A 22,437-nucleotide genomic window follows, 5' to 3' on the forward strand; every position below is an offset into this window, starting at 1 on the left:
AGTATGTATTTTACATGAAACCTTTTCTCATATAAAAAACTATTAACTATGAAAGACTGTTAAAACAATAGACTTATCAAAGGCGTGTTTAAGTGCTACAATATTATTGAATGTTATGTAAGAATGAATAATCAATGTTTCACGAAAGTTATTCACAAAGTAATAGTTAAACACATCATAAACTTTTGAATAACTTTTTTTAAAATTGAATTAAACTACTGAAAACATGAAAGCTTACATGCTTAATGGTTTGAAACATGACTTGAAAATATTAAATGCGATTGCTTCATAAAATGAGTTATCATAGGGCATTTATTTTCAATCAGTTAATCAACCACATAAATAATAATCGTAGGAGTGAATATAATGAGTGAACGCATCAGAGTAAGATATGCGCCAAGTCCAACAGGCTACTTGCATATTGGTAATGCTAGAACAGCATTATTTAACTATTTATTTGCGAAACATTATGATGGAGATTTTGTAGTTCGTATAGAAGATACGGACAGTAAACGTAATTTAGAAGATGGTGAATCTTCACAATTTGATAACTTAAAATGGTTAGGTTTAGACTGGGATGAATCTATCGATAAAGATAAAGGTTTTGGTCCATATCGTCAGTCTGAACGTGCTGATATTTATAATCCACTTATTCAACAATTACTTGATGAAGATAGAGCATATAAATGTTATATGACTGAGGAAGAATTAGAAGAAGAACGTGAAGCGCAAATTGCTCGTGGAGAAATGCCTCGTTATGGCGGACAACACGCACATTTATCAGAAGAACAACGCAAACAGTTCGAAGCTGAAGGACGTAAACCATCTATTCGCTTCCGCGTGCCTAAAGATAAAACTTATAGTTTCAAAGATATGGTAAAAGGTGAAATTTCTTTTGATTCAAATAATATGGGTGATTGGGTCATTGTTAAGAAAGATGGCGTTCCAACGTATAACTTTGCAGTTGCTGTAGACGATCATTATATGAAAATTTCAGATGTTATTCGTGGTGATGACCATGTTTCTAACACACCTAAACAATTGATGATATATGAAGCGTTCGGTTGGGAACCACCACGCTTTGGTCATATGTCATTAATCGTTAATGAAGAACGTAAAAAGTTAAGTAAACGTGACGGTCAAATTTTACAATTTATTGAGCAATACCGTGATTTAGGTTACTTACCAGAAGCACTATTTAACTTTATTACTTTATTAGGTTGGTCACCTGAAGGTGAAGAAGAAATCTTTTCTAAAGAAGAATTTATTAAAATCTTCGATGAGAAACGTTTATCTAAATCACCAGCTATGTTCGACAGACAAAAGTTAGCTTGGGTAAATAACCAATATATGAAAACGAAAGACACTGATACAGTATTTGAATTAGCATTACCGCATTTAATCAAAGCAAATCTTATCCCAGAAAATCCTTCTGAAGAAGATAAAGAATGGGGTAGAAAACTTGTTGCTTTATATCAAAAAGAAATGAGTTACGCAGGTGAAATTGTTCCATTATCAGAAATGTTCTTCCACGAAATGCCAGAACTTGGTGAAGAGGAGCAAGAAGTTATAAATGGTGAACAAGTTCCTGAGTTAATGAATCATTTATACGGTAAATTAGAAGCTTTAGAACCATTTGAAGCAGCAGAAATTAAGAAAACAATTAAAGAAGTTCAAAAAGAGACAGGTATTAAAGGTAAACAATTGTTCATGCCAATTCGTGTAGCCGTTACAGGTCAAATGCATGGACCAGAATTACCAAATACTATTGAAGTTTTAGGTAAAGAAAAAGTATTATCACGATTACAAAAGTATGTATAGTAAATTAATAACGAAGTTTAGCTTTATCTAGTGCAGTATGATTAAAAAACGTGTGTTTCGACTTGAAATTTCACAATTAACGACCTATTATTATAACTATAAAAATGAATCAAAGGATTAGTAATTAATTATTACATGACTCAGAGAGTGTGCGGTCGCTGTGAGCACATCATTAATATTAATGAATGCACCTTTGTTGAACTAAGATGAATAATACAAATGAGAGTAACGCTAACATTTTAAAGTTTCGTTACTAAATGAAGAGTGGAACCGTGCTAAGAGCGCCTCTAACATCAGTTGTTAGAGGTGCTTTTTTAATAACATTAATTTTAAAATTGTGCATGACGGTCGAAAAATTATTTCATGTAAAGAACAGATATCTTAATGATTGAACCAAGGGGGAGAAGATCTTGTTAAGAAGAATGAGAGACGATATAAAAATGGTGTTTGAACAGGATCCAGCAGCACGCTCAACTTTAGAAGTAGTTACTACCTATGCAGGATTACATGCGGTATGGAGTCATTTGATAGCCCATAAATTATATAATAAGAAACGTTATACAGCAGCGAGAGTCATCTCACAAGTGTCACGCTTTTTTACGGGTATAGAAATTCATCCCGGAGCAAAAATTGGTAAACGATTATTTATTGATCACGGTATGGGTGTTGTAATTGGTGAGACATGTACAATTGGGGATAACGTCACGATTTACCAAGGTGTTACTTTAGGTGGTACAGGTAAAGAAAAAGGTAAGCGTCACCCGGACATTGGAGATAATGTTTTAATTGCAGCTGGTTCTAAGGTGTTGGGGAATATTCAAATTGAATCAAATGTAAATATTGGTGCGAATTCAGTTGTACTACAATCTGTACCAAGCTATACCACTGTTGTAGGTATACCGGGTCATATCGTTAAACAAGAAGGTAAGCGTATCGGTAAAACATTTGACCATCGCAACTTACCTGATCCACTTTTCGAACAAATCAAACATTTAGAACGACAACTTGAAAAAGCTAAGAATGGAGAGATTCAAGATGATTACATTATATAATACGTTAACACGTCGGAAAGAAACATTTGAGCCGATTGAACCAGGCAAGGTAAAAATGTATGTTTGTGGTCCGACCGTTTACAATTATATACACATCGGAAATGCAAGACCTGCTATTAACTATGATGTTGTTAGAAGATATTTTGAATACAAAGGTTATGAAGTGATTTACGTTTCTAATTTCACTGATGTGGATGATAAATTAATTAATCGCTCTAAAGAACTAAATGAAAGTGTTCCTGAAATTGCAGAAAAGTACATCAAAGCATTCTATGAAGACGTAGGTGCATTGAACGTTAAGAAAGCAACATCCAACCCGCGTGTGATGAACCATATGCAAGAAATTATAGATTTCATTAAAGAATTAGTAGATGAAGGGTATGCTTATGAGAGTGATGGAGATGTGTACTTTAGAACGCGTCAGTTTGGTGGATATGGTAAATTAAGTCATCAATCTCTAGATGACCTCAAAGTAGGCGCGCGTATTGAAGCGGGAGAACAAAAAGAAGATGCACTCGATTTTACTTTATGGAAAAAAGCGAAACCTGGCGAAATCAGTTGGGATAGTCCATTTGGTAAAGGTCGTCCAGGCTGGCATATCGAATGCTCAGTTATGGCTTATCATGAATTAGGAGCGACAATCGATATTCATGCAGGAGGGTCAGATTTACAATTCCCTCACCATGAAAATGAAATTGCCCAGTCAGAAGCACACAATCATGCACCATTTGCGAATTACTGGATGCACAATGGATTCATAAATATAGATAACGAAAAAATGAGTAAATCATTAGGTAACTTCATTTTAGTACACGACATTATTAAAGAAATAGATCCAGATGTACTACGTTTCTTTATGATTAGTGTCCATTACCGTAGCCCGATTAATTATAATTTAGAACTGGTAGGAGCTGCGAGAAGCGGTTTAGAACGTATACGCAATAGTTATAAATTGATTGAAGAACGTGAAGCCATTGCTACAGATTTAGAAGAACATTCTGAATACATTGATCAAATAGAAACGATTCTCCGACAATTTGAGGCGGTTATGGATGATGACTTTAATACAGCTAATGCTGTCACTGCTTGGTATGATTTAGCCAAACTTGCGAATAAATATGTTCTAGAGAACACAACGTCTACGAAGGTACTTCATAGATTTAAAGAAGTATATCAAATCTTCAGTGATGTTCTTGGCGTCCCACTTAAAGGTGAAAATGAAAACGAGTTACTAGATGAGGATATTGAAAAGCTTATAGAAGAACGTAATGAAGCTCGTAAAAATAAAGATTTCGCACGTGCTGATGAAATTCGAGACATGTTGAAAGAACGTAACATTATTTTAGAAGATACGCCACAAGGTGTCAGATTTAAGCGTGGCTAAATAATGAATGTTAAATTATTAAATCCATTGACGCTTGCTTATATGGGCGATGCCGTATTAGATCAACATGTACGAGAATATATTGTTCTTAAATTACAAAGTAAACCGAATCGTCTACACCAGGTATCAAAACAATATGTTTCTGCTAAAAGCCAAGCTCAGACATTAGAGTATTTAATATCTAATGATTGGTTTACTGAAGAAGAGTTAAATGTTTTGAGAAGGGGACGTAATGCTAAAAGCTATACCAAAGCTAAAAATACTGATGTTCAAACATATCGAAAAAGTTCAGCCTTGGAAGCAGTTATAGGTTTTTTATATTTAGATCATCAACATGCGCGTTTAGAAGAATTACTTCAAACTATTGTTGAAATAGTAAATGAAAGGTAGTGAGAACGTGGAAGATACTGTCATAGTAGGAAGACATGCAGTTAAAGAAGCGATTGTTTCGGGGCATGCTATAAATAAGATTTTGATTCAAGATGGTATAAAAAAACAACAGATTAATGAAATTTTAAAAAATGCAAAAGCTCAAAAATTGATAGTTCAAACCGTGCCAAAATCTAAATTAGATTTTTTATCAAATGCACCTCATCAAGGGGTTGCTGCATTAGTCGCTCCATATGAATATGAAGATTTTGATGAATTTTTACAAAGCCAGAAGAATAAAGATGGCTTTTCTACAATATTAATTTTAGATGGTCTAGAAGATCCGCATAATCTTGGTTCTATATTAAGGACTGCTGATGCAACTGGAGTAGACGGAGTCATTATTCCTAAAAGACGTTCAGTAGCGCTCACGCAGACTGTTGCAAAAGCTTCAACTGGTGCTATTCAACATGTTCCAGTTATACGCGTTACGAACCTTTCTAAGACAATCGATGAATTAAAAGAAAATGGTTTTTGGGTCGCAGGTACCGAAGCAAGTAATGCTACGGATTATCGTGACTTACAGGCGGATATGTCTTTAGCTATCGTGATCGGAAGCGAAGGACAAGGAATGAGTCGCTTAGTGAGCGATAAATGTGATTTTTACATTAAAATACCTATGGTTGGACATGTTAATAGTCTCAATGCTTCTGTAGCAGCAAGCTTGATGATGTATGAAGTATTTCGTAAAAGAGATGAGACTGGAGAGATGTCATGAAGGAAAGATATCTAATTATCGATGGCTATAATATGATAGGTCAATCTTCAGCATTAAGTGCGATTGCTAAAGAGAGTTTAGAAGAAGCAAGAGAGCAACTTTTGGATGCCATAGCAAACTATAATGCACTTATTGCTGATGAAATTGTGTGTGTATTTGATGCATATGAACAATCCGGAATTGAAAGAGAATACGTATACCATGGCGTTAGAACGGTGTTTACTAAAGAGAAAGAAACAGCAGATAGTTTTATCGAACGTTATGTATATGAGTTATATGATAAACATACAACGCATATCACCGTTGTTACGAGTGATATGAGCGAGCAACATGCCATTTTTGGATCTGGGGCATACCGCATATCTTCGAGGGAGATGTGGCGCGATTTAAAAGAAAATGAAATCACAGTGAGCAAATCAATTGATAATTTTAGTGAAAAGAAACCCAGAACTCGAATTCAGTTATCAAATGAGATACTAGAAGAATTTGAAAAAATCAGACGTGGAAACCATCGAAATGATTAATACAGTGGTATTGATAAATTTAATCTAAGTCATATAAACTAACCTAACAATAAAGGAAGGTTAGGTATACGTGATTGAATCAAAGACATCAAGATGAATTAACACAGTATCATTTCAACATCGAAACTGAAGATATCGAGCGTATATTTGAGACGCTACTTAGAGAGTTGAGACCACTCATTTTTAGAAAAATTGGATACATAACATCGAATCAATTTGATATTGAGGATATGTATCAAGAGATTATCATAAAAATGTATCGAGCACTTCAACATTATGACTTTAGTAGAGCAATTCCATTTAAAAGATATTTGTACTTTCTCATTCGCTCTGTTAAGTATGACTACTTAAGAAAGAGTAGAGCTGAACGTCATCGACATGTGATGCTTATCAACGAGTACGTTGTAGATTATCATTGTGCATTAGCACTTGATGAAGTTGAAAGGTCATTTTTAAGAGAAGAATTATCAAAGGAAATTATGAGCCAAGCATTTACATTAAGCGGATTGGAAAGAGACGTCTTAAAACTAATTATTAAAGAATATAAACCGAGAGAAATTGCACAAGCATTAGAAATTAAAGATAAAGACGTTTACAATGCCATACAACGTTGTAAAATGAAAATGAAACGACAATTAAGGAAATGAAATTGTCTGTATTATTCCCTAGTAATTAGGTGATTATAGCAAAGAATGTATGTTTGACATTTATTACGACATTTATGTATAGTATATTGGTATTATAATGAGTAAAGGTGAATAATCGTGAAGAAAGTACCTTTAAATTGTGAGGTTTGTGGCAATAGAAATTACAACGTCCCTAAAAAGGAAGGTTCGGCAACGAGATTAACACTGAAAAAGTATTGTCCGAAGTGTAATTCGCATACAGTTCATAAAGAATCGAAATAGATTATTAAGCTGAATGAGACTTTAAAGTTGAGGCTTAAAATGTGGAGGTCTAACTAATGGCTAAAAAAGAGAACTTCTTTAAAGGCGTTAAATCAGAAATGGAAAAGACAAGTTGGCCGACAAAAGAAGAACTATTCAAATACACTGTAATCGTTGTATCTACAGTTATATTCTTCTTAGTCTTTTTCTATGCCTTAGACGTAGGTATTAATGCATTGAAACAATTATTATTAGGTTAGGAGTGGAGACATGTCTGAAGAAGTTGGCGCAAAGCGTTGGTATGCTGTGCATACCTATTCTGGATATGAAAACAAAGTTAAAAAGAATTTAGAAAAAAGAGTAGAATCTATGAATATGACAGAGCAAATTTTTAGAGTTGTCATACCAGAAGAGGAAGAAACACAAGTTAAAGATGGTAAAGCTAAGAAACTTGTTAAAAAAACATTCCCAGGTTACGTGCTAGTTGAGCTTGTAATGACGGATCAGTCATGGTATGTCGTTCGTAACACACCAGGTGTTACAGGATTCGTAGGTTCTGCAGGTGCGGGTTCTAAACCTAATCCTCTACTTCCTGAAGAAGTGCGCTTCATTCTTAAGCAAATGGGTCTTAAAGAGAAAACTATTGATGTTGAACTTGATGTTGGTGAACAAGTTCGTATCAAATCAGGACCTTTTGCTAATCAAGTAGGCGAAGTTCAAGAAATCGAAGCGGATAAATTTAAATTAACTGTACTTGTAGATATGTTTGGTCGAGAAACACCGGTCGAAGTTGAATTCGATCAAATTGAGAAACTTTAATTTAAACGTCTATCAAAAATTTATTATAAAACTTCAACTAAAAGATGAAATTTTACTATTGATTTTTTAATAGAGCGAGTGTTAAAATAATGTGGTCGCGCTTTTAGAGCGTTCATTTCGTCACGAAATGTTTAAGAGTGGGAGGGCAAAACTGAGCCCTGTGACCACATCACGATATCAAGGAGGTGCACATCGTGGCTAAAAAAGTAGAAAAAGTAGTTAAATTACAAATTCCTGCAGGTAAAGCGAATCCAGCACCACCAGTTGGTCCAGCATTAGGTCAAGCAGGTGTGAACATCATGGGATTCTGTAAAGAGTTCAACGCACGTACGCAAGAACAAGCAGGTTTAATCATTCCGGTAGAAATCAGTGTATATGAAGATCGTTCATTTACATTCATTACTAAAACTCCACCGGCTCCAGTACTACTTAAAAAAGCAGCTGGCGTTGAAAAAGGTTCAGGTGAACCTAATAAAACAAAAGTTGCATCAGTAACTAAAGATCAAGTACGCGAAATTGCTCAAACTAAAATGCAAGACTTAAACGCTGCAGACGAAGAAGCAGCTATGCGTATTATCGAAGGTACTGCACGTAGCATGGGTATCACTGTAGAATAATTAAGCGTATTAACGAATTTAATTTTAAAAATGAACTTAATTTAGACGATAAAAGCAGGTAACAGAGAAGGTAAACAATTGATATTGTCTATGAGTAAGAGGACGGGACATAAATTATATTTCTGGATCACTCTCTTTCCACTGTTATCTGCTCTTAACTTGCGATAGGCAAGTAAATGTGGGAGGAAATTCCGCTAAAACCACTAAAGGAGGAACAATAAATGGCTAAAAAAGGTAAAAAGTATCAAGAAGCAGCTAGCAAAGTTGATCGTACTCAACACTATAGTGTTGAAGAAGCAATTAAATTAGCTAAAGAAACTAGCGTTGCTAACTTTGACGCGTCTGTTGAAGTAGCTTTCCGTTTAGGAATTGATACACGTAAAAATGACCAACAAATCCGTGGTGCAGTTGTTTTACCTAACGGTACTGGTAAATCTCAACGTGTATTAGTTTTCGCTAAAGGCGATAAAATCACTGAAGCTGAAGAAGCAGGTGCAGATTATGTAGGAGAATCAGACTACGTACAAAAAATCCAACAAGGTTGGTTTGATTTCGACGTAGTTGTTGCTACTCCAGACATGATGGGCGAAGTTGGTAAATTAGGTCGTGTATTAGGACCTAAAGGTTTAATGCCTAACCCTAAAACAGGTACAGTAACAATGGATGTTAAAAAAGCTGTAGAAGAAATTAAAGCTGGTAAAGTTGAATATCGTGCTGAAAAAGCAGGTATCGTACATGCTTCAATCGGTAAAGTTTCATTCGACGATGAAAAATTAGTTGAAAACTTTAAAGCTTTACAAGACGTTTTAGCAAAAGCTAAACCATCTTCTGCTAAAGGTACTTACTTCAAATCTGTTGCTGTAACTACAACAATGGGCCCTGGAGTTAAAGTTGATACTTCATCTTTCAAACTATAAATTTTAAATAATGCAACATGATTACAGACTGAAGGAAGCAATCTTTCAGTCTGTAAATTTTTTGTTGACTTATTACAACAAAGCAGTTATATTATTAATTGTGATTATTTTACCTAAGACAGTAGGAGTTATTTATAACTTAAAACTCATCCTACCGAGGCTAAAATTGACTTGAACGTGATGATTAATGATCTTTCAAGCACTTTTTGCCGTGGGTAGAAAGTGCTTTTTTTATTGCTATTAAAAAAAGCACCGAAAAAATTTAAATGGAGGTGTCTGAATGTCTGCTATCATTGAAGCAAAAAAACAACAAGTAGATACTATTGCTGAACAACTTAAAAATTCAGTATCAACAGTTATCGTTGACTACCGTGGTTTAACAGTAGCAGAAGTTACTGAATTACGTTCACAATTACGTGAAGCAGGTGTTGAGTACAAAGTTTACAAAAACACTATGGTTCGTCGTGCAGCTGAACAAGCAGGTATCGAAGGCTTAGATGAATTCTTAACAGGTCCTACAGCTATCGCAACTTCAACTGAAGATGTTGTAGCTCCAGCGAAAGTTATCGCAGGATTTGCTAAAGAACACGAAGCTTTAGAAGTTAAAACAGGCGTTATGGAAGGTAGCGTAATCTCAGCTGAAGAAGTTAAAACTGTTGGTTCATTACCTTCACACGATGGTCTTGTATCAATGCTTTTATCAGTATTACAAGCTCCAGTACGCAACTTCGCTTATGCAGTTAAAGCCGTTGGTGAACAAAAAGAAGAAAGCGCTGAATAATCGCGCATAAAAAATTAAATTAAATGGAGGAATTTTAAAATGGCTAATCAAGAACAAATCATTGAAGCAATTAAAGAAATGTCAGTATTAGAATTAAACGATTTAGTAAAAGCAATTGAAGAAGAATTTGGTGTAACTGCAGCAGCTCCAGTAGCAGCAGCAGGTGCAGCTGGTGGCGGCGACGCAGCAGCTGAAAAAACTGAATTTGATGTTGAATTAACTTCAGCTGGATCTTCAAAAATCAAAGTTGTTAAAGCAGTTAAAGAAGCAACTGGCTTAGGATTAAAAGATGCTAAAGAATTAGTAGACGGAGCTCCTAAAGTAATTAAAGAAGCTATGCCTAAAGAAGATGCAGAAAAACTTAAAGAACAATTAGAAGAAGTTGGAGCTACTGTAGAATTAAAATAGTTTCTACTCTCTAATTAAATAGTTAGGTTGAAGAGATTTGTTCGACCAACTTTATAAGTTTTGTCGAGTCAAATACAACCTGAATTCTTTGAGAAATTAAAACCCCGTTATTGCGATAACGGGGTTTTTAATTACCTTGTAATTATATTTAGTATTATAGATTAACTAGCTTAAGCATACGAATAAATTTTAATTGAGGTGTGGACATGAGTCACTACTATGATGAAAATCCTGAAGTGAAAAGCAATCAAAAGAAAATAAGATATCATTTTGATAAGGTGCATTTAGAGTTCACGACTGACACAGGTGTGTTCTCAAAAGATAGAGTAGATTATGGTTCGGATTTGTTAATTAAAACATTTTTAAAGGAACATCCGCCTGGACCTAGTAAATATATTGCCGATGTTGGTTGCGGATATGGGCCTATCGGATTAACTATTGCTAAAGTTTCACCACATCATCAATTATATATGTTAGATGTAAATAATAGAGCATTGGCTCTTACTGGAATGAATAAAACTAAAAATCAAATTGAAAATGCTGAAATAATAGAAAGTGACTGCTTGTCAGGTGTAAGTGATCAACAATTTGATTACATTCTGACAAATCCACCTATTAGAGCTGGTAAAGATGTAGTGCATAGAATTTTTGAAGAGGCTTATGGCAAATTAAAAGATCAAGGTGCACTCTATGTTGTGATACAAAAGAAACAAGGTATGCCATCTGCAAAGAAGAAAATGCAAGAATGCTTTAACCATGTAGAAGTCGTTAATAAGAGTAAAGGATATTATATTTTGAAAAGTTTAAAAGGTTGATTTCAAAATCGTATTCTGATATAGTTATAAAATGTAAAAATTTATGTTCAATAAGTGTGTACTTTTACGTAAAAGGATAAATAAATTAAGTATAAATATAAATTGAAAATGGTGTCATCATAAGTGTTGCCGTTTTCTTTTTGTCTTTTATATTCTTTATTGTGTCCTATTTCAATGTATAAGTAAAACACACAATTTTTGAGGGGTGAATCTGTTTGGCAGGTCAAGTTGTCCAATATGGAAGACATCGTAAACGTAGAAATTACGCGAGAATTTCAGAAGTATTAGAATTACCAAACTTAATAGAAATTCAAACAAAATCTTACGATTGGTTCCTTAAAGAAGGTTTATTAGAGATGTTCAGAGACATTTCTCCAATTGAAGATTTCACAGGTAACCTATCTTTAGAATTTGTAGATTATAGATTAGGTGAACCTAAATACGATTTAGAAGAATCAAAAAATCGTGACGCTACTTATGCTGCACCTCTTCGTGTCAAAGTACGTCTTATTATTAAAGAAACAGGCGAAGTTAAAGAACAAGAAGTCTTCATGGGTGATTTCCCATTAATGACAGACACAGGTACATTTGTAATCAATGGTGCTGAACGTGTTATCGTATCTCAATTGGTACGTTCACCATCCGTTTACTTCAATGAAAAGATTGATAAAAATGGACGTGAAAACTACGATGCAACTATTATTCCTAACCGTGGTGCTTGGTTAGAATATGAAACTGACGCAAAAGATGTAGTGTACGTTCGTATCGATAGAACTCGTAAATTACCATTAACTGTATTATTACGTGCACTTGGTTTTTCAAGTGATCAAGAAATCATTGATTTACTAGGAGAAAGTGAATATTTACGTAATACATTAGAAAAAGATGGTACTGAAAACACAGAACAAGCTTTATTAGAAATTTATGAACGTTTACGTCCTGGCGAACCACCAACAGTAGAAAATGCTAAAAGCTTATTATACTCACGTTTCTTTGACCCTAAACGTTACGATTTAGCAAGCGTAGGTCGTTATAAAGCTAATAAGAAATTACACTTAAAACATCGTTTATTCAATCAAAAATTAGCAGAGCCTATTGTTAACAGTGAAACAGGCGAAATTGTAGCTGAAGAAGGCACAGTACTAGATCGTCGTAAGATTGATGAAATTATGGAAGTTCTAGAAACAAACGCTAATAGCGAAGTCTTTGAACTTGAAGGTAGCGTTATTGACGAACCAGTTGAAATTCAATCAATCAAAGTATACGTACCTAATGACGAGGAAGGTCGTACAACTACTGTTATCGGTAATGCATTACCAGACTCAGAAGTTAAATGTATAACTCCAGCTGATATCATAGCTTCAATGAGTTACTTCTTTAACTTATTAAATGGCATTGGTTATACAGATGATATCGACCACTTAGGTAATCGTCGTTTACGCTCAGTTGGTGAATTATTACAAAACCAATTCCGTATCGGTTTATCAAGAATGGAACGTGTCGTGCGTGAAAGAATGTCAATCCAAGACACTGATTCAATTACACCACAACAATTAATCAATATTCGTCCAGTTATTGCATCAATTAAAGAATTCTTTGGTAGTTCTCAATTATCACAATTCATGGACCAAGCTAACCCATTAGCTGAGTTGACTCACAAACGTCGTCTATCAGCATTAGGACCTGGTGGTTTAACTCGTGAACGTGCTCAAATGGAAGTACGTGACGTTCACTACTCACACTATGGTCGTATGTGTCCAATTGAAACACCAGAGGGTCCAAATATCGGTTTAATTAACTCATTATCTAGTTATGCGCGAGTAAATGAATTTGGTTTCATCGAAACACCGTATCGTAAAGTTGATTTAGATACGAACTCTATTACAGATCAAATCGATTACTTAACTGCTGATGAAGAAGATAGCTACGTAGTTGCCCAAGCCAACTCACGTTTAGACGAAAATGGTCGTTTCTTAGATGACGAGGTTGTTTGTCGTTTCCGTGGTAATAACACAGTTATGGCGAAAGAAAAAATGGATTACATGGACGTATCACCTAAACAAGTTGTATCAGCAGCTACAGCATGTATTCCATTCTTAGAAAACGATGACTCTAACCGTGCATTAATGGGTGCGAACATGCAACGTCAAGCGGTACCATTGATGAACACTGAAGCACCATTTGTTGGTACTGGTATGGAACATGTGGCTGCACGTGACTCTGGTGCTGCAATCACTGCTAAACACAGAGGTCGTGTTGAGCACGTTGAATCTAGTGAAATTTTAGTGCGTCGTTTAGTTGAGGAAAATGGCACTGAACACGAAGGTGAATTAGACCGTTATCCATTAGCTAAATTCAAACGTTCTAACACAGGTACTTGTTATAACCAACGTCCAATTGTTTCAGTTGGTGACGTGGTTGAATATAATGAAATCCTTGCCGATGGTCCTTCAATGGAATTAGGTGAAATGGCATTAGGACGAAATGTAGTTGTTGGTTTCATGACTTGGGACGGTTACAACTACGAGGATGCTGTAATTATGAGTGAACGTTTAGTTAAAGATGACGTTTACACTTCTATTCACATTGAGGAATATGAATCAGAAGCACGTGATACTAAATTAGGACCTGAAGAAATCACTCGAGATATCCCTAACGTATCTGAAAGTACACTTAAAAACCTAGATGATAGAGGTATCGTCTATGTAGGTGCTGAAGTTAAGGATGGCGACATTTTAGTTGGTAAAGTGACGCCTAAAGGTGTAACTGAGTTAACAGCTGAAGAAAGATTATTACATGCAATTTTCGGCGAAAAAGCTCGTGAAGTTCGCGATACTTCATTACGTGTGCCACACGGTGCAGGTGGTATTGTACTAGATGTTAAAGTGTTTAATCGTGAAGAAGGAGACGACACATTATCTCCAGGTGTAAACCAATTAGTAAGAGTTTATATCGTTCAAAAACGTAAAATTCATGTTGGGGACAAAATGTGTGGTCGTCACGGTAACAAAGGTGTTATTTCTAAAATCGTTCCTGAAGAAGATATGCCTTACTTACCAGATGGACGCCCAATTGATATCATGTTAAACCCACTTGGTGTACCATCACGTATGAACATCGGACAAGTCCTTGAGTTGCACTTAGGTATGGCTGCTAAAAACCTAGGCATCCACGTTGCATCTCCAGTATTTGATGGTGCTAACGATGAGGATGTATGGTCTACTATCGAAGAAGCAGGCATGGCTCGCGATGGTAAAACTGTATTATATGATGGACGTACAGGTGAACCATTCGATAACCGTATTTCTGTAGGTGTTATGTATATGCTTAAACTTGCTCACATGGTTGATGACAAGTTACACGCACGTTCAACTGGTCCATACTCACTTGTTACACAACAACCACTTGGTGGTAAAGCACAATTCGGTGGTCAACGTTTTGGTGAGATGGAGGTATGGGCACTTGAAGCTTATGGTGCTGCATATACTTTACAAGAAATCTTAACTTATAAATCTGACGATACTGTAGGTCGTGTAAAAACTTACGAATCTATCGTTAAAGGTGAAAACATCTCTAGACCAAGTGTTCCTGAATCATTCAGAGTATTGATGAAAGAACTACAAAGTTTAGGATTAGATGTTAAAGTGATGGATGAGCAAAACAACGAAATTGAAATGGCGGACGTTGATGATGAAGATGCAACAGAACGCAAAGTAGATTTACAACAAAAAGATGCTCCTGAATCACAAAAGGAAACAACTGATTAAAAAGCACTTAAGATAAAAGGATTCTTAAAGAGGTAATGAAATGTGAATCATTTCAACCTCTTTAAGGTATTCGATTTCAATGAAGATAAATCAATCAAATAGCACAGCTAATCTAAATTGAAGGAGGTAGGCTCCTTGATTGATGTAAATAATTTCCATTATATGAAAATAGGATTAGCTTCACCTGAAAAAATTCGTTCATGGTCTTATGGTGAAGTTAAGAAACCTGAAACAATTAACTATCGTACTTTAAAACCAGAAAAAGATGGTCTTTTCTGTGAGAGAATTTTTGGACCTACGAAAGACTGGGAATGTAGTTGTGGTAAGTACAAACGTGTACGCTACAAAGGTATGGTATGTGACAGATGTGGCGTTGAAGTAACTAAATCAAAAGTGCGTCGTGAAAGAATGGGACACATTGAATTAGCAGCACCTGTATCACATATTTGGTATTTCAAAGGAATTCCAAGTCGTATGGGTCTATTGCTAGACATGTCTCCAAGAGCATTAGAAGAAGTCATCTACTTCGCTTCTTATGTTGTAGTAGATCCAGGCCCTACTGGATTAGAGAAGAAAACATTATTATCTGAAGCAGAGTTCAGAGAATATTATGACAAATATCCTAATCAATTCGTAGCTAAAATGGGTGCTGAAGGTATTAAAGACCTATTAGAAGAAATTGATTTAGATGAAGAACTAAAACTATTACGTGATGAGTTAGAGTCTGCTACTGGTCAAAGACTAACTCGTGCAATTAAACGTTTAGAAGTGGTTGAATCATTCAGAAATTCAGGAAACAATCCTTCATGGATGATTTTAGATGTACTTCCAATCATCCCACCTGAAATTCGTCCAATGGTTCAATTAGACGGTGGACGTTTTGCTACAAGTGATTTAAACGACTTATATCGTCGTGTAATCAACCGTAACAATCGTTTGAAACGTTTATTAGACTTAGGTGCACCTGGCATCATCGTTCAAAACGAAAAACGTATGTTACAAGAAGCAGTAGACGCTTTAATTGATAACGGACGTCGTGGTCGTCCAGTTACTGGACCAGGTAACCGTCCATTAAAATCACTTTCACACATGTTAAAAGGTAAACAAGGTCGTTTCCGTCAAAACTTACTTGGTAAACGTGTTGACTATTCAGGTCGTTCGGTTATCGCCGTTGGGCCAAGCTTAAAAATGTATCAATGTGGATTACCTAAAGAAATGGCACTTGAACTATTTAAACCATTCGTTATGAAGGAATTAGTTCAACGTGAAATTGCTACAAATATCAAAAATGCGAAAAGTAAGATCGAACGCATGGATGATGAAGTTTGGGATGTATTAGAAGATGTTATCACTGAACACCCAGTATTACTTAACCGTGCACCAACGCTTCATAGACTTGGTATCCAAGCATTTGAACCAACATTAGTTGAGGGTCGTGCAATCCGTCTTCACCCACTTGTAACAACAGCTTACAATGCGGACTTTGACGGTGACCAAATGGCGGTTCACGTACCATTATCAAAAGAAGCACAAGCTGAGGCACGTATGTTAATGCTTGCGGCACAAAACATCCTTAATCCGAAAGATGGTAAACCAGTTGTTACACCATCTCAAGATATGGTATTAGGTAACTACTATTTAACATTAGAACGTAAAGATGCTGTTAATACTGGTGCGATTTTCAATGACACTAATGAAGTATTAAAAGCTTATGCGAACGGTCATGTACACTTACACACTCGCATTGGCGTACATGCAAGCTCATTCAACAACCCAACGTTCACAGAAGCTCAAAATAGTAAAATCTTAGTTACTTCAGTAGGTAAAATTATTTTCAATGAAATCATTCCTGATTCATTTGCATATATTAATGAACCTAGTCAAGCAAATTTAGAAGATACTACGCCTGATAAATACTTCATAGATCCGACTCAATTAGGTGAGGGTGGCTTAAAAGAATACTTTGAAAATGAAGAACTTATTGAGCCATTCAATAAGAAATTCTTAGGAAACATCATTGCTGAAGTATTCAATAGATTTAGTATTACTGACACATCTATGATGTTAGATAGAATGAAAGACTTAGGTTTCAAATTCTCATCTAAAGCTGGTATTACTGTTGGTGTATCTGACATCGTGGTACTTCCAGACAAACAAGATATCTTAGATGAACATGAAAAATTAGTTGAACGTGTAACTAAACAATATAATCGTGGTTTAATCACTGAAGATGAACGTTATAACGCTGTTGTTGAAATTTGGACTGACGCAAAAGATCAAATTCAAGGCGAATTAATGCAATCTCTTGAGAAAACAAACCCTATTTTCATGATGAGTGATTCTGGTGCCCGTGGTAACGCATCTAACTTCACGCAATTAGCAGGTATGCGTGGATTAATGGCTGCACCATCAGGTAAAATTATCGAATTGCCAATCACATCTTCATTCCGTGAAGGTTTAACAGTATTAGAATACTTCATCTCAACTCACGGTGCTCGTAAAGGTCTTGCCGATACAGCTCTTAAAACAGCTGACTCTGGTTACCTTACTCGTCGTCTTGTTGACGTTGCGCAAGATGTTATTGTACGTGAAGAGGACTGTGGCACTGACCGTGGTTTATTAGTTTCTGATATCAAAGAAGGTACAGAAATGATTGAACCATTTATTGAACGTATCGAAGGTCGTTATTCTAAAGAAACAATTCGTCATCCTGAAACTGATGAAGTAATCATTCGTCCAGACGAATTAATTACTGCAGATATCGCTAAGAAAATTACTGATGCTGGTATTGAACAAATGTACATCCGCTCAGCGTTTACTTGTAACACTCGTCACGGTGTTTGTGAAAAATGTTACGGTAAAAACCTTGCTACAGGTGAAAAAGTTGAAGTCGGTGAAGCAGTTGGTACGATTGCCGCTCAATCAATCGGTGAGCCAGGTACACAGCTTACAATGCGTACATTCCACACTGGTGGGGTAGCAGGAAGCGATATCACTCAAGGTCTTCCACGTATCCAAGAAATCTTTGAAGCACGTAACCCTAAAGGACAAGCGGTTATTACTGAAATCGAAGGTGTAGTAGAAGACATTAAATTAGCTAAAGATCGCCAACAAGAAATTGTTGTTAAAGGTGCTAACGAAACTAGATCATATTTAGCTTCAGGTACTTCAAGACTTAAAGTTGAAGTTGGTCAATCAGTGGCACGTGGTGAAGTTCTTACTGAAGGTTCAATTGAGCCTAAAAACTACTTAGCAGTAGCAGGACTTAATGCCACTGAAAGTTACCTATTAAAAGAAGTTCAAAAAGTTTACCGTATGCAAGGTGTTGAAATCGACGATAAACACGTTGAAGTTATGGTTAGACAAATGTTACGTAAAGTTCGTATCATTGAAGCTGGTGACACTAAATTATTACCAGGTTCTCTTGTGGACATTCACAGCTTTACGGATGCTAACAGAGAAGCCTTTAAACACCGTAAACGTCCAGCAACTGCTAAACCAGTATTGCTTGGTATTACAAAAGCTTCTCTTGAAACTGAAAGCTTCTTATCAGCTGCGTCATTCCAAGAAACAACACGCGTTCTTACAGATGCAGCAATTAAAGGTAAACGCGATGACTTACTTGGACTTAAAGAAAACGTTATTATCGGTAAGCTAATCCCAGCAGGTACTGGTATGAGACGTTACAGTGATGTTCAATATGATAAAACATCAGCTCCTGTAGCAGATGTAACTGAAGATGTTGAGATTACTGAATAAATTTTAACTTGAGAGTGAGGAGTTAATACCTCACTCTCTTATATATTTATTTTTAAAAGCTTAGAGTTATTGTTGACTATGTGTATTAAAAATGTTAATATATTAAAGGTTGATGCAAGCAGAACTTTGGAGGATATGTACATGTCTAATGAAAAAGTTGCACGCTTTAACAAACAACACTATGTAGTTGGTCTTAAAGAAACGCTTAAAGCGTTAAAGAAAGATCAAGTTGCATCATTGATTATTGCTAAAGACGTTGAAGTTCATTTATTAACTCGCGTGTTAAGCTATATCAATCAAGAAAATATACCAGTGACATTTTTTTCTAGCCAGCGGGCTTTAGGAGAATATGTAGGTATCAATGTTAATGCAACTATTGTTGCGTTATTGAATGAGAATTAGTAAGTATGATGCTTACTAAATTTTATTTAACCTTAAAATGAACCACCTGGATGTGTGGGATTAAAAAATGAAGAGAGGAGGACACATTCAATGCCAACTATTAACCAATTAGTACGTAAACCAAGAAAAAGCAAAACTAAGAAATCAGATTCACCAGCTTTAAACAGAGGTTTCAATAGTAAAAAGAAACAATTTACTAACTTAAACTCACCTCAAAAACGTGGTGTTTGTACTCGTGTAGGTACTATGACACCTAAAAAACCTAACTCAGCGTTACGTAAATATGCACGTGTGCGTTTATCAAATAACATTGAAATCAACGCATACATCCCTGGTATCGGACACAACTTACAAGAACACAGTGTAGTACTTGTACGTGGTGGACGTGTTAAAGACTTACCTGGTGTGCGTTATCATATTGTACGTGGTGCACTTGATACTTCAGGTGTTGATGGACGTAGACAAGGCCGTTCATTATACGGAACTAAAAAACCTAAAAATTAAGTTTAAGATTACGTAAATTTTAAATACATTTTTAAAGATTATACTATAATAGGAAGGGAGGATTTACATTATGCCTCGTAAAGGATCAGTACCAAAAAGAGACGTATTACCGGATCCAATTCATAACTCTAAGTTAGTTACTAAATTAATTAACAAAATTATGTTAGACGGTAAACGCGGAACAGCTCAAAGAATTCTTTATTCTGCATTCGACTTAGTTGAACAACGTAGTGGTCGTGATGCATTAGAAGTATTCGAAGAAGCAATCAATAACATTATGCCAGTATTAGAAGTTAAAGCTCGTCGTGTGGGTGGTTCTAACTACCAAGTACCAGTTGAGGTACGCCCAGAACGTCGTACTACTTTAGGATTACGTTGGTTAGTAAACTACGCTCGTCTTCGTGGTGAGAAAACTATGGAAGATCGTTTAGCTAACGAAATCTTAGACGCTGCAAATAATACAGGTGGTGCAGTCAAAAAACGTGAGGACACTCACAAAATGGCTGAAGCAAACAAAGCATTTGCTCACTACCGTTGGTAAGATGAAAGCTTTTACCCTGAGTGTGTTCCGTTATAAGGTTTACCAATAATGGCTCATGCTTAGGGCATCGCCATATCTATAGTACTTATTCAGTAAATACTGGAAGGAGAAAAACACATGGCAAGAGACTTTTCTTTGAAAAATACTCGTAACATCGGTATCATGGCTCACATTGATGCTGGTAAGACTACTACGACTGAACGTATTCTTTATTACACAGGTCGTATCCACAAAATTGGTGAAACACACGAAGGTGCTTCACAAATGGACTGGATGGAACAAGAACAAGACCGTGGTATCACAATCACATCTGCTGCAACAACAGCACAATGGGATGGCCACCGTGTCAACATTATCGATACACCTGGACACGTAGACTTCACTGTTGAAGTTGAACGTTCATTACGTGTACTTGACGGTGCGGTTACTGTACTTGATGCTCAATCAGGTGTAGAACCTCAAACTGAAACAGTTTGGCGTCAAGCAACTACTTATGGCGTACCACGTATCGTATTCGTAAACAAAATGGATAAATTAGGTGCTAACTTCGAATATTCAGTAAGCACTTTACATGATCGTTTACAAGCAAATGCTGCACCTATCCAATTACCAATTGGTGCCGAAGATGAATTCGAAGCAATCATTGACTTAGTTGAAATGAAATGCTTTAGATATACTAACGATTTAGGTACAGAAATCGATGAAATTGAAATTCCTGACGATCACAAAGAAAGAGCTGAAGAAGCTCGTGCTCAATTAATCGAAGCTGTTGCAGAAAGCAACGACGAATTAATGGAGAAATATCTTGGTGACGAAGAAATTTCTATCGATGAATTAAAAGCTGCTATCCGTAAAGCAACTACTGACGTAGAATTTTACCCAGTACTTTGTGGTACAGCATTCAAAAACAAAGGTGTTCAATTAATGCTTAATGCAGTAATTGACTACTTACCTTCACCATTAGACGTTAAACCAATCATTGGTCACCGTGCTAATGACCCTGAAGAAGAAGTTGTTGCTAAACCAGACGATTCAGCTGAATTCGCTGCATTAGCATTCAAAGTTATGACTGACCCTTATGTTGGTAAATTAACATTCTTCCGTGTGTACTCAGGTACATTAACTTCAGGTTCATACGTGAAGAACTCTACTAAAGATAAACGTGAACGTGTAGGTCGTTTATTACAAATGCACGCAAACTCACGTCAAGAAATCGATACTGTTTACTCAGGCGATATCGCTGCTGCGGTAGGTCTTAAAGAAACAGGTACTGGTGATACTTTATGTGGTGAGAAAAACGACATTATCTTGGAATCAATGGAATTCCCAGAGCCAGTTATCCACTTATCTGTTGAACCAAAATCTAAAGCTGACCAAGATAAAATGACTCAAGCTTTAGTTAAATTACAAGAAGAAGACCCAACATTCCATGCACATACTGATGAAGAAACTGGACAAGTTATCATCGGTGGTATGGGTGAATTACACTTAGACATCTTAGTTGACCGTATGAAGAAAGAATTCAACGTTGAATGTAATGTAGGTGCTCCTATGGTTTCATACCGTGAAACATTCAAGCAATCTGCACAAGTTCAAGGTAAATTCTCTCGTCAATCTGGTGGTCGTGGTCAATACGGTGATGTTCATATCGAATTCACACCTAACGAAACAGGTGGAGGTTTCGAATTCGAAAACTCTATCGTTGGTGGTGTAGTTCCACGTGAATACATTCCATCAGTTGAACAAGGTCTTAAAGATGCTATGGAAAATGGTGTCTTAGCTGGTTATCCATTAATCGATGTTAAAGCAAACTTATTTGATGGTTCTTACCACGATGTCGATTCATCTGAAATGGCCTTCAAAATTGCTGCATCATTAGCGCTTAAAGAAGCTGCTAAAAAATGTGATCCAGTTATCTTAGAACCAATGATGAAAGTAACTATCGAAATGCCTGAAGAATACATGGGCGATATCATGGGTGACGTAACTGCTCGTCGTGGACGTGTAGATGGTATGGAACCTCGTGGTAATGCACAAGTTGTAAATGCCTTTGTACCACTTTCAGAAATGTTTGGTTACGCAACTTCATTACGTTCTAACACTCAAGGTCGCGGTACTTACACTATGTACTTTGACCACTATGCAGAAGTTCCTAAATCAATCGCTGATGAAATCATCAAGAAAAATAAAGGTGAGTAATTTAACTTGTTAAGACTAGCCATGCTAGGTTAAAATACAGGTTGAGCTTATTGTTAAGCTATCACTTTTATGATTTGATTTTTAAGGGTAAAT

General features: G+C 36.0%; 21 protein-coding genes and 1 other annotated feature. All 21 genes read left to right on the plus strand.

What is annotated here, in order from left to right:
• Nucleotides 1–366: 366 nt before the first annotated feature.
• Nucleotides 367–1,821, plus strand: coding sequence for a glutamate--tRNA ligase (gene gltX / locus AC3WQX_RS00060; RefSeq protein WP_002433261.1), 1,455 nt, complete (start codon nt 367–369; stop codon nt 1,819–1,821).
• A 422-nt stretch (nt 1,822–2,243) separates the two neighbouring features.
• Nucleotides 2,244–2,873 carry a serine O-acetyltransferase gene (gene cysE, locus AC3WQX_RS00065; protein ID WP_171002259.1) on the plus strand — a complete coding sequence of 210 codons (630 nt, stop codon included), beginning with the start codon at nt 2,244–2,246 and terminating at the stop codon, nt 2,871–2,873.
• Complete coding sequence (cysS, locus tag AC3WQX_RS00070; protein ID WP_023350795.1) at nt 2,857–4,257, plus strand: cysteine--tRNA ligase; 1,401 nt, start codon at nt 2,857–2,859, stop codon at nt 4,255–4,257. The genes cysE and cysS overlap by 17 nt, the downstream gene beginning before the upstream one ends.
• Before the next feature lie 3 nt (nt 4,258–4,260).
• A complete protein-coding gene (locus AC3WQX_RS00075) occupies nt 4,261–4,647 on the plus strand; it encodes a Mini-ribonuclease 3 (protein ID WP_002433421.1) in 387 nt (128 codons plus the stop codon).
• 7 nt (nt 4,648–4,654) lie between these two features.
• Nucleotides 4,655–5,404 (plus strand): 23S rRNA (guanosine(2251)-2'-O)-methyltransferase RlmB, encoded by a 750-nt coding sequence (gene rlmB, locus AC3WQX_RS00080; protein WP_002452475.1) that lies wholly within the window; start codon nt 4,655–4,657, stop codon nt 5,402–5,404.
• Nucleotides 5,401–5,928 (plus strand): NYN domain-containing protein, encoded by a 528-nt coding sequence (locus AC3WQX_RS00085; protein ID WP_023350794.1) that lies wholly within the window; start codon nt 5,401–5,403, stop codon nt 5,926–5,928. The genes rlmB and AC3WQX_RS00085 overlap by 4 nt, the downstream gene beginning before the upstream one ends.
• 74 nt (nt 5,929–6,002) lie before the next feature.
• A complete protein-coding gene (locus AC3WQX_RS00090) occupies nt 6,003–6,575 on the plus strand; it encodes a sigma-70 family RNA polymerase sigma factor (protein ID WP_023350793.1) in 573 nt (190 codons plus the stop codon).
• A 117-nt stretch (nt 6,576–6,692) separates the two neighbouring features.
• On the plus strand, nt 6,693–6,836 hold the full coding sequence (gene rpmG, locus AC3WQX_RS00095) for a 50S ribosomal protein L33 (RefSeq protein WP_002452476.1): 144 nt from the start codon (nt 6,693–6,695) through the stop codon (nt 6,834–6,836).
• 56 nt (nt 6,837–6,892) lie between these two features.
• Nucleotides 6,893–7,075: a preprotein translocase subunit SecE gene (gene secE / locus AC3WQX_RS00100; RefSeq protein WP_002433350.1), complete on the plus strand. Its 183-nt coding sequence runs from the start codon at nt 6,893–6,895 to the stop codon at nt 7,073–7,075.
• A gap of 10 nt (nt 7,076–7,085) precedes the next feature.
• Nucleotides 7,086–7,634, plus strand: a complete 549-nt coding sequence (gene nusG, locus AC3WQX_RS00105) for a transcription termination/antitermination protein NusG (RefSeq protein ID WP_002432993.1) — start codon at nt 7,086–7,088, stop codon at nt 7,632–7,634.
• Between the two features lie 194 nt (nt 7,635–7,828).
• Nucleotides 7,829–8,251 (plus strand): 50S ribosomal protein L11, encoded by a 423-nt coding sequence (gene rplK, locus AC3WQX_RS00110; RefSeq protein WP_002433084.1) that lies wholly within the window; start codon nt 7,829–7,831, stop codon nt 8,249–8,251.
• A 221-nt stretch (nt 8,252–8,472) separates the two neighbouring features.
• The gene (rplA, locus tag AC3WQX_RS00115; RefSeq protein WP_023350792.1) at nt 8,473–9,168 is read left to right on the plus strand and encodes a 50S ribosomal protein L1; all 696 of its coding nucleotides are present in this window, start codon (nt 8,473–8,475) and stop codon (nt 9,166–9,168) included.
• 94 nt (nt 9,169–9,262) lie between these two features.
• Nucleotides 9,263–9,409: a sequence feature (ribosomal protein L10 leader region), on the plus strand.
• Nucleotides 9,410–9,448: 39 nt separating this feature from the next.
• Nucleotides 9,449–9,949, plus strand: coding sequence for a 50S ribosomal protein L10 (gene rplJ / locus AC3WQX_RS00120; RefSeq protein WP_002433246.1), 501 nt, complete (start codon nt 9,449–9,451; stop codon nt 9,947–9,949).
• Nucleotides 9,950–9,988: 39 nt separating this feature from the next.
• The gene (gene rplL, locus AC3WQX_RS00125) at nt 9,989–10,357 is read left to right on the plus strand and encodes a 50S ribosomal protein L7/L12 (protein WP_002433406.1); all 369 of its coding nucleotides are present in this window, start codon (nt 9,989–9,991) and stop codon (nt 10,355–10,357) included.
• A 206-nt stretch (nt 10,358–10,563) separates the two neighbouring features.
• Nucleotides 10,564–11,172 carry a class I SAM-dependent methyltransferase gene (locus AC3WQX_RS00130; protein ID WP_023350791.1) on the plus strand — a complete coding sequence of 203 codons (609 nt, stop codon included), beginning with the start codon at nt 10,564–10,566 and terminating at the stop codon, nt 11,170–11,172.
• Nucleotides 11,173–11,387: 215 nt separating this feature from the next.
• Complete coding sequence (gene rpoB / locus AC3WQX_RS00135; RefSeq protein WP_492739671.1) at nt 11,388–14,939, plus strand: DNA-directed RNA polymerase subunit beta; 3,552 nt, start codon at nt 11,388–11,390, stop codon at nt 14,937–14,939.
• Between the two features lie 162 nt (nt 14,940–15,101).
• Nucleotides 15,102–18,698, plus strand: coding sequence for a DNA-directed RNA polymerase subunit beta' (rpoC, locus tag AC3WQX_RS00140; protein WP_492739921.1), 3,597 nt, complete (start codon nt 15,102–15,104; stop codon nt 18,696–18,698).
• Between the two features lie 141 nt (nt 18,699–18,839).
• Nucleotides 18,840–19,100: a ribosomal L7Ae/L30e/S12e/Gadd45 family protein gene (locus AC3WQX_RS00145; RefSeq protein ID WP_002433271.1), complete on the plus strand. Its 261-nt coding sequence runs from the start codon at nt 18,840–18,842 to the stop codon at nt 19,098–19,100.
• 90 nt (nt 19,101–19,190) lie between these two features.
• Nucleotides 19,191–19,604, plus strand: a complete 414-nt coding sequence (gene rpsL / locus AC3WQX_RS00150; protein ID WP_002433334.1) for a 30S ribosomal protein S12 — start codon at nt 19,191–19,193, stop codon at nt 19,602–19,604.
• Nucleotides 19,605–19,674: 70 nt separating this feature from the next.
• Nucleotides 19,675–20,145, plus strand: a complete 471-nt coding sequence (rpsG, locus tag AC3WQX_RS00155; RefSeq protein WP_001137495.1) for a 30S ribosomal protein S7 — start codon at nt 19,675–19,677, stop codon at nt 20,143–20,145.
• Nucleotides 20,146–20,262: 117 nt separating this feature from the next.
• Complete coding sequence (gene fusA, locus AC3WQX_RS00160) at nt 20,263–22,344, plus strand: elongation factor G (protein ID WP_023350788.1); 2,082 nt, start codon at nt 20,263–20,265, stop codon at nt 22,342–22,344.
• The last annotated feature ends 93 nt before the right edge of the window (nt 22,345–22,437 follow it).

This window comes from Staphylococcus sp. FW104-15G4D, from assembly GCF_058790135.1.